At 27.9% G+C, this 12,365-nt stretch carries 13 protein-coding genes, 1 pseudogene and 1 riboswitch; of the genes and pseudogenes, 2 read left to right on the top strand and 12 right to left on the bottom strand.

Features of this window, described 5'->3' with window-relative positions:
• Positions 1-126 precede the first annotated feature (126 nt).
• Positions 127-310, top strand: a pseudogene (locus Q1J60_RS05980) (IS3 family transposase); the annotation flags it as partial.
• A 65-nt stretch (positions 311-375) separates the two neighbouring features.
• On the opposite strand, the gene Q1J60_RS05985 reads toward Q1J60_RS05980, so the two are convergent.
• The 12 genes from Q1J60_RS05985 to cobT all read right to left on the bottom strand — a co-directional run bounded on the left by Q1J60_RS05985 (position 376) and on the right by cobT (position 11,254).
• A complete protein-coding gene (locus tag Q1J60_RS05985) occupies positions 376-1,839 on the bottom strand; it encodes a cobyric acid synthase (protein WP_300259572.1) in 1,464 nt (487 codons plus the stop codon).
• A 9-nt stretch (positions 1,840-1,848) separates the two neighbouring features.
• Positions 1,849-2,502 carry a Dph6-related ATP pyrophosphatase gene (locus tag Q1J60_RS05990; RefSeq protein WP_300259574.1) on the bottom strand — a complete coding sequence of 218 codons (654 nt, stop codon included), beginning with the start codon at positions 2,500-2,502 and terminating at the stop codon, positions 1,849-1,851.
• A 9-nt stretch (positions 2,503-2,511) separates the two neighbouring features.
• Positions 2,512-3,267, bottom strand: coding sequence for an ABC transporter ATP-binding protein (locus Q1J60_RS05995; protein WP_300259684.1), 756 nt, complete (start codon positions 3,265-3,267; stop codon positions 2,512-2,514).
• A gap of 4 nt (positions 3,268-3,271) precedes the next feature.
• Entirely contained in the window at positions 3,272-4,303 is a 1,032-nt protein-coding gene (locus tag Q1J60_RS06000) for a FecCD family ABC transporter permease (RefSeq protein ID WP_300259576.1), read from the bottom strand.
• Positions 4,290-5,207 (bottom strand): ABC transporter substrate-binding protein, encoded by a 918-nt coding sequence (locus Q1J60_RS06005; protein ID WP_300259578.1) that lies wholly within the window; start codon positions 5,205-5,207, stop codon positions 4,290-4,292. Before Q1J60_RS06005 ends, Q1J60_RS06000 begins: the two co-directional genes overlap by 14 nt.
• A 298-nt stretch (positions 5,208-5,505) precedes the next feature.
• Positions 5,506-5,682: riboswitch (cobalamin riboswitch) on the bottom strand.
• A gap of 84 nt (positions 5,683-5,766) precedes the next feature.
• Complete coding sequence (gene cobD / locus Q1J60_RS06010) at positions 5,767-6,831, bottom strand: threonine-phosphate decarboxylase CobD (RefSeq protein WP_300259580.1); 1,065 nt, start codon at positions 6,829-6,831, stop codon at positions 5,767-5,769.
• Entirely contained in the window at positions 6,828-7,775 is a 948-nt protein-coding gene (gene cbiB / locus Q1J60_RS06015) for an adenosylcobinamide-phosphate synthase CbiB (protein ID WP_300259582.1), read from the bottom strand. Before cbiB ends, cobD begins: the two co-directional genes overlap by 4 nt.
• 2 nt (positions 7,776-7,777) lie before the next feature.
• Positions 7,778-8,422, bottom strand: coding sequence for a histidine phosphatase family protein (locus Q1J60_RS06020; protein WP_300259583.1), 645 nt, complete (start codon positions 8,420-8,422; stop codon positions 7,778-7,780).
• A 4-nt stretch (positions 8,423-8,426) separates the two neighbouring features.
• On the bottom strand, positions 8,427-8,807 hold the full coding sequence (locus Q1J60_RS06025) for a bifunctional adenosylcobinamide kinase/adenosylcobinamide-phosphate guanylyltransferase (protein ID WP_300259585.1): 381 nt from the start codon (positions 8,805-8,807) through the stop codon (positions 8,427-8,429).
• 13 nt (positions 8,808-8,820) lie between these two features.
• Positions 8,821-9,576, bottom strand: coding sequence for an adenosylcobinamide-GDP ribazoletransferase (locus Q1J60_RS06030; RefSeq protein WP_300259587.1), 756 nt, complete (start codon positions 9,574-9,576; stop codon positions 8,821-8,823).
• Positions 9,560-10,120, bottom strand: a complete 561-nt coding sequence (locus tag Q1J60_RS06035) for a bifunctional adenosylcobinamide kinase/adenosylcobinamide-phosphate guanylyltransferase (protein ID WP_300259589.1) — start codon at positions 10,118-10,120, stop codon at positions 9,560-9,562. The genes Q1J60_RS06030 and Q1J60_RS06035 overlap by 17 nt, the downstream gene beginning before the upstream one ends.
• A gap of 48 nt (positions 10,121-10,168) precedes the next feature.
• The gene (gene cobT / locus Q1J60_RS06040; RefSeq protein WP_300259591.1) at positions 10,169-11,254 is read right to left on the bottom strand and encodes a nicotinate-nucleotide--dimethylbenzimidazole phosphoribosyltransferase; all 1,086 of its coding nucleotides are present in this window, start codon (positions 11,252-11,254) and stop codon (positions 10,169-10,171) included.
• A gap of 64 nt (positions 11,255-11,318) precedes the next feature.
• Here cobT and Q1J60_RS06045 point away from each other — a divergent pair, with 64 nt between their 5' ends.
• Positions 11,319-12,119: a phosphotransferase gene (locus Q1J60_RS06045; RefSeq protein WP_300259593.1), complete on the top strand. Its 801-nt coding sequence runs from the start codon at positions 11,319-11,321 to the stop codon at positions 12,117-12,119.
• Positions 12,120-12,365: the final 246 nt, after the last annotated feature.

Raw genomic sequence — 12,365 nt, forward strand, 5'->3', positions numbered from 1 at the left:
TTTAGCTATTTGTGAACTTGATAATCCTTCTTCTAAATACATTTTTACAGCCTTTAATTTTATTTCAATTGAATAATTTCTATTTTTTCTAGACATAAAAACACTCTCTTTAAAGCAGATTTTAACAAGTCTTTTTTTATCCTGTCTACTTTAAAGGGAGCAGTTCACATTAAAGATTGTAAAACTTTTGAAGAGTTAAAAGAAGAAATAGCAGATTATATTGATTATCATAATAATTATAGGCCTCAATGGAATCTAAAAAAAGATGACTCCTGTTAATTACAGAAATCATCTTCTTAAGGTTGCGTAGCCTTTTTTAAATTGTCCTTGACAAAGGGCACATTTTAAAATAAATACTTAATACGCTGTTTAAAATTAAGATCTAATTAAATCCTCAACATATGCCATGTCTATATTATCTTCTAAAAGCTCACAAAGTTTATCATATTGACTTATTTTATAATCTTTATAATTAATTTCATTGCTTTCTTCTATGTTTAATTCTTTCTTTAACTTATTTATAATCTTTTCTCCAAAGTCTCCCTCATCAAAGATTCCATGAATATAAGTACCAAAAACATTTAAGTCATTGTTCTTCATTCCAAGAACATTACCATCTTTCTCTTTTAGCCATATATTCTCTGCAACTGTAGGAATACTTTCTCCATTGTGAATTTCATATCCACTAACTTCATTTCCATCTAAATCAAAGGCTACAACCTGTTTTGTAGTTTTTTCTTTATTAAATGATGTTACTATATTTAAAAGTCCTAATCCCTCTTCTTCTCTTATGTCTCCTTCAACACCAATAGAATCAATTATTTTTTCTCCTAATATTTGATAACCTCCACATATACCAAATATCAATTTTCCTTTAGAATTTTCATTAATTAGTGCCTCTTTAAAACCACTTTCTTTTAAAAAAATTAAATCATCTATGGTATTTTTACTTCCTGGAATTATTATCATATTTGCATTTTCTAAATCCTTAGGATTTTCGGCATATCTTATACCTACATCTTTTATTCTTCCTAAAGAGTTAAAGTCAGTAAAGTTTGACATATGAGGTAATCTAACTATTGCTATATCTATTCCTTTGCCATTACATTTTCTTAATTTAATAGAAGCACTGTCTTCTTCTTCTATATCTAAATCAAAATAAGGCATAACTCCTAAAACAGGTATATTTATTATCTCTTCTATTTGTCTCATTGCAGGTTCAAAAAACTCTCTTTTCCCCCTAAATTTATTTATTATAACTCCTTTAACTCTTTTTCTCTCTTCTTCAGTTAAAAGCATTATAGTACCAACAATAGAAGCAAAAACTCCTCCTCTGTTTATATCAGCAACTAAAATAACATCAGCATCTGCCATTTTAGCAGTATGCATATTTGCTATATCAGTTTCCCTTAAGTTTATTTCAGCACAGCTCCCTGACCCTTCTAAAACTATTAAATCATAATCATTTGAAATGTCATCATAAGCTTCCTTTGCTTTTTCCTTAAGGTATTTGTTTAACTCCTTATATTTATAAGCATTCATAGTGCAATGAACTCTACCTCTAACTATTACCTGAGTTTTAAATCCTGCACTAGGTTTCATTAATATAGGGTTCATATATTCCTTAGGATCAATTTCACAGGCTTCAGCTTGAACCACTTGAGCTCGTCCTATTTCATCCCCCTCCTTTGTTACAAAGGAATTTAATGATATATTCAAAGCTTTATAAGGAGCAACGCTATATCCTTTTTTCTTAAAATATCTACAAAAGGCCGCTGCAACAGTACTTTTTCCTACAGAAGATGCTGTTCCAAGTAGCATTATACCTCTATACTTCATAAAACACACCTACTTAATATCTAAGAATCCATGAGTTTCTGTTAATATATTATCTCCAGTTTCAAAATTTATTCTTTCTTTAAATAAAGGTCCATCAAAAACAAATGTGTGATATTCTCCATTTTCTCCACAAGCATCTGAACCAGCTGCTTTTAATCTTTCAACTACATCCTTAGTTAAAACTTCACCTAAGAATTCTTCACCTAAAATGCTTAATTTTACATTTTTAATTACAGTTTTGAATCCACTATCTATAAACTCATAAGTTATAGCTTCTCTATCTTCTTCCCAAAGTGGGAAAATAGCTTCAAGCCCTGCTTTTTCACACTTATCTTCACACCAAGTTCTATGAGCCATTAAATCAATATCTCCAAATACACAAGCTTCTGCGCCCATTTCCTCTTTAATTTTCTTTAAAGCCTCAACAAATGTTTCACCATAGTTTTCTTTTCCATTACTTGCAACAGCAACTAGAGGTATACCTAAAGAATTTGATACGTCTTTTAATAATTTATCTGGTATTCCATGGAACCAACTTCTTAAAACTTTTTTATCAACAGTAACTAATAAAGCTACTGGAGTATGTCCAGCCTTTATCATTCTGTATAATGATAATGTACTATCCTTTCCACAACTATATGATACAACAAACTTTTTTTTCATATTGTCCACCTACTTCCATTTTTCTAATGCTTCTAGCATAAATTTTCTTATATCTATTTTATATACATCTGTAATTTTAGAACTATTTAATAATTCTCTTGCTTTACCTCTGCTATAAATTTTACCTTCTTTTATTAAAATTGCATCTTCACTAAACATATGGACTAAATTTAAGTCATGCAAAACTCCTATAACTGTTTTATTATTTTCTTTTGTCCATTTATTTATATAATCTAATATTTCGATTTGACATTTTAAATCTAAATGATTCGTTGGCTCATCTAAAAGTAATATCTCAGGATCTTGAGCAAAGGCTCTTGCTAAATAAACTCTTTGAAGTTGTCCTCCTGATAATTCATTTATTAACTTATCCTTTTCATTTAATAATCCTACACTTTCAATACATTTTAAGACTATATCCCTATCTTCCTTACTAAGATTTGAAAAAATACCATCCATATGAGCATATCTTCCTAATGCAACTGTTTCAAATACAGTATAAGAAAAGTATATTTGAGAATTTTGACTCATTAATGCAACTTTTTTAGCTAAATCTTTTCTTTTTATATTTTTAATTTCTACCCCATCTAACTTTATCTCACCTTTATATTCTATTAAGTTAGCTAAAGCTTTTAGGATTGTAGATTTTCCACATCCATTTGGTCCTATTATAGATATATTTTCTCCTCTGTTAATATTGAAAGATAAATTATGTATAACATCATTACTATCATATCCACAGCATAAATTTTTAACTTCTAGCAAAATATCACCTACTTCTCTTTCCAAAATAAAGATAAGCAAAAAATGGTGCTCCAATTAATGCTGTAATTGCTCCAACTGGTAATTCTGATGGAGAAATTATTGTTCTTGAAACTAAATCTGTTAATACCATCATGGTTCCTCCAAGTATAATACACATTGGGATTACTATCTTATGATTAGATCCAAATATTTTTCTAACTATGTGAGGTGTTATAAGATCTATAAAGCCTATAACACCACTTAATGCTACGGCACTTCCAGTTAAAATAGCTACCGAAACAAGTAATGTCTTTTTAACCTTTTTAGTTTCAACTCCTATTGCCTTTGCACCTTCTTCTCCAAAACTTAAGATATCCATTTCTTTTGTATATCTTATAACCATAAAAATTCCAATTATGAAAAATGGAACTCCGGCAAAAACATATGACCAACTTTTCATAGCAAATGATCCCATTTGCCACATTGTAATTGCCTTTATATCTTCGCTACATAAGGCTGTTATAGTAGTTAACATAGCACTATTAAAAAGCGATAATACCATACCTGCTAATATTACAGTAGTATTTGAAAGTCCTCTATCAACCTTATTTGAAAATATAATAACAGCAAAAACCGTTAAAACACCACATAAAAATCCTATAATAGGCATAGCTAAATTTCCTATTATAGGTATTGAAATTCCAAGAACTATGTATATTCCAACACCTAAGGAAGCTCCTGATGAAACTCCTAAAGTATATGGTGATGCTAATGGATTTTTTAATATTGATTGAATTACAGCTCCACTAACGGCAAGAGATGCTCCAACTCCAAAAGCTAATAATACCCTAGGTAATCTAATTACCCAAATAATTGCTACGTCCTCTGGTTTTATACTATCTCTAATGGAAAAACCAAAAATTTTATTCCCAACTATAGAAATAATATCCCATATATTAATATTGGAACTTCCAATGGAAGTTCCAATACAAAGTACTAATAATACTAATGGAATTGATAGTATTATTAGTAGTTTTTTCTTTTTAGATTCCTGCATATTGTTCTGGATAAATATCCTTTGCAATTTGTTTCAATGCATTTATCACGTATTGACTTCCACGTGATGATGCATTCTTATCTACTAAGAATATTTTATTATCCTTAACAGCAGTTATTGTACTCCATCCTGGACGTTTAGCAATTAAATCTGTAATATTTTGAATATAGCTTTCATTTGTTAAAATCACATCTGGATTCGCCTTTATGACAGCCTCTTCACTTGGAGAAATCCATCCTTTTTCCTTAGAAAATACATTTTCTGCTCCAACTATATTTAGTAAGTTATTTAAGAAAGTATCATTTCCAAAACTATAAAGTTTTGAATTTGACCCAATTTCAAAGTAAACAGTTTTTTTATCTTTTATAGTTTCACCTATAGCTTTTATTTTATCTACTTCACTCTTCATTGAATCAACCATTTTATTTCCTTCAGCTTCTGTTCCAGTTAACTTAGCTAAGAAATTGATATCTTTGTATATTCCATCTATACTCTCACTAGTTGGAATATAAACTACAGGTATTCCAGCATCCTTTAAAACCTTAAATGGATCTTCTTTTCCTTCTCTATTATGTCCTGAAGCTATTATTATATCTGGCTTAAGAGCTATTATAGCCTCTGCATCAGGATTTCTAAAGTCAAATTTCTCAATATCAGGATTTAATCCTTTTACATCTGCCGAATATTTATCAACCCCAACTATTTTATCACCTAAACCTAAACCTACTAATATCTCTGTATTAGATGGAGCCGTTGATACTATTCTTTCAATTTTTTTAGGTACTGTAAATTCAGTTCCTTCCATATCCTTCATTGTTACTGTTTTGCTTACGCATCCAGTAAACACAAGTAATGCCATCATGGTTATCATTACTAAAAAAATTATTTTTTTTAAGTTTCTCATATTTTTCCTCCATTTTCAACTTTACAAATTCTTAAGTTATATGAAGGATTCCTATTTGATTTTATTTAATGATTTTAATATATCTTTAATATTGCTAAGCATCCCTTACAATCTATAAAAGCAAATCTGAACATTCTTAAACCATCATCAATAATCAAATTCCTCTTTCATAAAACTTAACAACTTAAATCTTTGAGGCTTAGATTAATACGTAAAAATAAAAAAACATACCATTTTAAGAAGGTATGTTAAGCATATTTAAAGCGTACTCACCCTACTATCCTACCCTCAGAAGATAATAGTACTTAAATAAAAGGCAGGTATCCCGACTTTGCTTCTTCCTTCATCTCGTCTTCCCACACAAAAATGCAGTGACATATTGAGATTTTGTCTGCTTCACGGTTACTGAGATAGTTGAAGATTTTAACTTCATTCCCTATTAAGTGAAAATCACACCAATTATTAGTTAATCAACTTGATTATATTATTATATTTTGCTATTGTCAAACATCTTAGTTTACTATAAAAGATATTAATAATAAAAGTAATAATATAAAACTTAATTTAAAACATTTGAAAGCTCTTCTAAAAGCTTTTTATTTTCTTCCCTTGTTCTAACTGCCACTCTATAGAAGTTCTTATCTAAACCAATATAATTACTACAACTTCTTATTATTATACCTCTTATAATTAATTCTTCTCTTAAATCTATATTTTTATTCAATTTAAAAAATATAAAATTTACTGCTCCTTCGAAAGTGGTGATATCTTTAAACTTTTCTAGACCATCATATAAAAATTCATTTTCCTTTTTTATGTAAGCCACGCTGTTTTTAACATATTCAACATCTTTTAAAGCTTCTCTTCCTGCATAATCTGCTACTGTGTTTACACTCCAAGGAGTTGCTACTGAATTTATTTTTTCTACAATATTAGGGTTAGAACTTAATCCATATCCTAATCTTATTCCTGGAAATGCAAATAGTTTAGTTAAAGATTTTACTACAATTAAATTATAAAAATTATCAAGTTCTTGAATAAGAGAGTATCTATAATTATCTTGAACAAAGTCTAAGAAAGATTCATCAAAAACAACTATAACATTCATTTTTTTTGCTTTTTCTAATACTTTTAACGAAAAATCTTTTTCTATTAAAGCACCTGTAGGATTATTTGGATTACATAAAAATATAATATCTAACTCTTCTTTAATTTCTTCTAAAAATCCATTATCTACTGAATAGTTATCTTTTAATATATAATGATTAACTTCACACTCTACAGAATTTAAAGCATCCTCATATTCTGAAAATGTTGGTGCTACTATAAGAGCCTTTTTAGGCTTTATTCCTCTTACTACATTAAAAATAACCTCTGCAGCACCATTTCCTAGAACTATATTTTCTAAAACTACTTTTTCAAAATCTGAAATCTCTTTTTTAAGTTCATAGTAAGTTATATCTGGATACCTCTCTATAGAATTTATTCCTTTAAACATGGCCTCTTTTACTCTTTCAGAGATTCCTAGTGGATTTATGTTAGCTGAAAAATCAATAATTTCATTTTCTTCTAATCCATAAATTCTCTTAATTTCTTCTACATTACCACCATGTCCTAAATTCATATAATCACCTCTAAAATAAATCTAATAATAAGTGCTACTAACATTCCTAAAAAAGAAACCATTCCCAATATCTTATTAGTATTATAAACATCTGAAATTTCTATTTTCTTTTTTGCCTCTCCTATAGTTGGTTTTTCTACAAGCTTTCCAAAATAATAATTTGCTCCTCCAAGTCTTATTCCTAAAGCTCCAGAAACAGCTGCTTCTGGATGAGCACTATTAGGACTTGAATGATTATATCTATCTCTTTTGTATATTTTAAAACTATTTTTGAAATTAAGTCTTAAAATAAAAGAAGAAATTACTATAAGATAAGCTGTTAATCTAGCTGGAATATAATTAAATACATCATCAAGCTTAGCTGAGAAAAATCCAAACTCCTTATATTTATCATTTTTATACCCAAACATTGAATCACATGTATTTACTGCTTTATATAAAAAAGCTAAAGGTGCTCCCCCAATTCCTGCAAAAAATAAAGGTGCTATAATACCATCTGACATATTTTCTGCTACAGTTTCAACTACAGCTCTAACTATATCTTCTTCATCTAAATTTTCAGTATCTCTTCCTACAATATAAGATAATTGTTTTCTAGCCTTAACAATATCTCCTTCTTTTAAAATCTTAATTACTTTAAGGCCTTCAACTTTAAGTCCCTTAGCAGAAATACAAAAATAAATAAGTATTCCAGATACTACGGTTCCTAAAACAGGATTAATCTTATTAGCAATATGTACAATTCCTAAAGCTACAAAAAAAGTTATAAAAACTATAAAAATCCAAGCAAAAAATCCTGCCATCTTAAGATTTTTCTTGAAAACCTTTCTCCAAAGCTTTTCCATATTAGATGCTAGTTTTCCTATATATCTAATAGGATGATATGGATTATTAGGATCTCCTATTATTAGATCTAAAACATATCCTATTATAATTTTTATCATTTCTAAAACCTTTCTATTATTTCTAGTTTTAAATTATTTGTTATGTCTTTTTCAAAGTTTAGACTTGAAAAATCTCTTTTAAAATTATCTATATCTTGTTCAACTTTTAACTTATATCCTCCTCCACACTTAGGTTGATAAGTATAGAAGTCTAATCCATCCTTTTCAAAAAGTTCTAAAATACAAGCTATGCTCCCTCCATGACATACTATTAAGGCTTCTTCTTCTCCCTCTTCCTTAAGCGTTAGAAGTAATTTTAAGAATGCTTTTTTCATTCTTTTTTCAAAATCAATCCTTGACTCACCATTAGGACAGGAAACTTCCTTGCTTTGATCTAATATCCAGTCTAAATATTCCTTGTCTTCCTTTAGCATTTCATAAGACTTTAGTTCAAAATATCCAAAATTATACTCACCAAATTCCTTTATTACTTCATACTTCTTATTTGGATATAAAATATTAAATGTTTCATTAGCTCTTTTTGCTCCACTTGTAAAATTCATCTTACATATTGGCAAACTCACACTCTTTCTTTTTTCCTCTAATTCCTTTTTTCCTTCCTCACTTAAAGGCACATCACTTATTCCACAATAAAGTTTATTCTCATTACAATAAGTTTTCCCATGTCTAATTAAATAAATTATCATCTTATTATTCACCCTTTAATCTTGTTGGTATTCCCAAAAATATTCTATAAACATCTTCACTTTCATTTGATAAAAACTGAAGAACTTTTCCAGTCTCTTCTCTCCATAATCTTTCCTCTTTCTTTAAAGGAACTATTCCTGAAGATATTTCATCACAAATTAAAATTTTATCTTTAAATAATTCTTTTTTTTCTTTAAAAAAATTTAAAGACTCTTTTCCTTGTAAAGCATTGAAATAAATTAATCTATCTATGCCACTAATAACTTTTTTAGAAAAATCTATAGAATCTTCTTTGCAATAAAATATTTCCTCTTCATTTATGCCTAACTTTTCTCTTACATACTTTAGCTTTCCATTATAGGCACCGCCAAATAAAAGTTTCAAAAGCTTCTCCTCCTTAAATAATTCCTAAAACTAAAATTCCTGTAAACTCCATAAGAACAAGAATATACCCTGCAACATCTCCATTTATTCCTCCTAATTCTTTTTTTACTTTTAAAAGCAAAATAAGAGAAATAACTCCCATTGATAAAATAGCTATTAAATAATTTATTCCTAATGTCAAAAACGTTAATAATGCAACTAATACATATATTCCTATTAAAATTATTTCATCTACTTTTCCAGTTCCTTCTTTAAAGAATTTTGCTAGGGAACTTTGTCCAAGCATCTCTTGACTTACAATAAAGTATCCATTTATTGCCCTTGATACTATTGGTATGAATATTAATATTCTCATATCTAAATTTTTATTTAAAACAGTAAACATTCCAGCAAATTCTACTAATATTAATAAAACTACAGAAATAACCGAAAAAGCTCCAACTGTAGAATCCTTTAAAATTCTAAGCTTTGTTTCCCTATCTCTTCTAGAAAGAATCGCATCAGAAACATCCATAAATCCATCTAAATGTAAGAAGCCAGTTAAAATATATGGCACTATTAAAATAAGAACTGCCATAAGCATAATTGATACATTTAGCTTATTTAATATAAAAAAACTTAGATACCAAAGTGTTCCTATAATTAACCCTATAAATGGATAAAGTTTCATTATATGTTTTGCAGCCTTGTCATCCCATTCATATTTAGGCAATGGAATAACTGTAAACATGCTTAAAGTCATATTTATGGCCTTATAAAAAATTTTCATCTCTTAAAATCTCCTCTCCTTTGTGAAATATTAAGTTTCCAAAGGAAGCTTCTATAACAACATCTGAGAAGGAAGCTAATTCACAGTTTATTTTACCTAACTCTCTTTTAAAAGACTCTGTATAAGAATCATATTTAATTCCATCACTAAAAACATAATCAGAAACTATTACTAAATTAGAAACCTTAGTTCCTAGACTCTTTATATCCCTTAAAATATTACTATTTACACTTTCATTAAATTCTTTTCCCACAAACATCTCATTAGTAACTAAAGATGTTAAACTGTCTAGTAAAACAGTATCTTCCTTAGAAAATTCATCAAATATCTCATTTAAATTTCTATGTTTTTCAATAGTTTTAAAATTATATTTTTCTCTATTCTTTAAATGATTTTCTATTCTCTTTAAATCCTCTAAATCATAAGGATTCATAGTAGCCAAGTAATAAAGCTTCCCTTTTCCTTTTTTTGAAAAATTACTACTATAAAATTCAGCATAAGAAGATTTGCTACTCTTAGCTCCTCCAATAATTAAAACTATCATAACTAATTAAATTAACTCCTATAATATTTTTAAAACGTTTTTAAGACTTTAAAGAACAATATAACATTCTTCATCCTTTACATCTTCTAAATAGCTATTATCTATATTTCCTTCTTCAAAAGTTGCCATATTATTCATCATAGCTGTTGCAAAATCAATTACTGAGAAAGCTATTGGGCATCCACTTCCTTCTCCTAACCTCATATTTAAATCTAACATAGGGTCTAAATCTAACTCTTTTATAGCTAACTCATATCCTATTTCTTGTGATTTATGGGAAGTAAAACAAAACTCTTTAACTAAAGGATTTAACCTATTAGCTAAAAGAGCCGCCACAACAGATATAAATCCATCTATTACTACAGGAATTCTATAAAAAGCAGAACCTAAAAATACTCCTGTCATAGCTCCAATGTCATATCCTCCAACCTTTGAAATAATATCAATGGGATCATCAAAATTAATATTATGTTTTTTAACCACTTCTTCTACAATTCTTTTTTTCTTTTCGAAAGAAGCATTATTTATTCCTCCACCTTTTCCTACTACTTTGGAAGTTTCACATCCAATAAGAGCTTTTAATACTGCTGATGAAGTCGTTGTATTTCCTATTCCCATTTCACCTACTCCAAGTATTTTATATCCTTTTTCATTAGCTATTTTTACAGCTTCTATTCCAATTTCTAAGGATTTTTTAGCTTCATCATAAGTCATAGCTGGTTCCTTATAAATATTTTTAGTTCCCTTTGATATCTTTCTATTTATAACTCCTTCTACGATTTCATCTGAATTAATTCCTACATCAAAAACCATTAAATCTGTTCCATTAGCTTTTGCCAATGTAGCCACTCCAGTAGTACCTTTTATAAAGTTTTTTGTTTGAAGTAAAGTTACACATTGAGGTGCTGATGCTACGCCTTCTTCTTCAACTCCATTGTCAGAAGACATTATAATCACACACTTTTTATCAATATTATTAAACATATTTCCAGTTATTCCAGATAACCTTATGGCTATATCTTCTAACTTTCCTAAACTTCCTAAAGGTTTAGCTAAAGAATCCACTCTATTTTTAGCTTTTACAATCATGTTATTATCTAAACCTTGTATTCCTTTTAACACCTCATTTAACATTATCCTTTTCCATCCCTTCTTATTTTTTGATATAATATTTTCATTAGAATATAAGGAGATTAAGATGACTAACAAAATGAAAAATCATAAGATAACCAAACTAGGCGGTCTTAATAACTCAAATTATTTATTAGAGTGTGAAAATAATAAATATGTTTTAAGAATACCTAGTAAAGATAATAAAAATAATTTTTCAGAGGAAAATTTTGTTTTAATATTTGCTAATTTGAACAAGCTATCTCCCCCTATTATATATCATAATAGGGATAATGGAATACTAATAAGCAAATTTTTAGAAGATTCAAAGATAAATATGAGTACATTTACATCTTTAGAATTCCTTGAAAAACTTTCAATTAATTTGAAAAAACTACATATTCTTAAATGTGAACATATTTTTAACCCTTTTGAACATATAAGAAAAAATTTTGATATTTTAAAATCTAAAAACTTTAATTTTCATGAGAACATTGATTTAATCTTAAATAAGCTAAATATTCTTGAAGAAAAATTAAGCAAAAATATGAATCTAGGCCTTTGTCATAACGATTTAAATTCTTCAAATGTACTATATTATAATAAAAATGTCCTTTTTATTGATTTTGAATTTTCTGCTATGTGTGATATATTTTTTGATTTAGCTACTATATCATGGATGCTTGATGAGAAAAAGAGATATTTTTTAATAAAAAGTTATTTTGGATACTATTCTTATGAATTAATGGAAAAATTAGAAAATTACCTTTTTATAGTTAAACTTTGGAATGCTTCTTGGAGTTTCTTAAAGTCATTAAATACTAATTCTACATATGATTACAAATTAGGTGGAAATATGATTATAGATGATTTATTATCTACTCTATAAATAATAGGTAACCCTAGTAAAGGTTACCTATTATTATATATACATAGAATAATTATTAAATATAATTCATCTTTAAATAATTTTACTATTTTTTTATTTACAAAATTCATTATTAATCTTAAATATAAATTTATTGCTGGAAACAAATCTTCTTCTAAGCTTAATACCGCTGTAGATGAAGAAAGTAAATCATTATGCCTTTTTTCAGGTGCAACTCAAGCATTAGAATACTTTCCTGTATTCTGC

The sequence above is a fragment of the Clostridium sp. genome (assembly GCF_029258205.1).
Lineage (GTDB): Bacteria > Bacillota > Clostridia > Clostridiales > Clostridiaceae > Sarcina.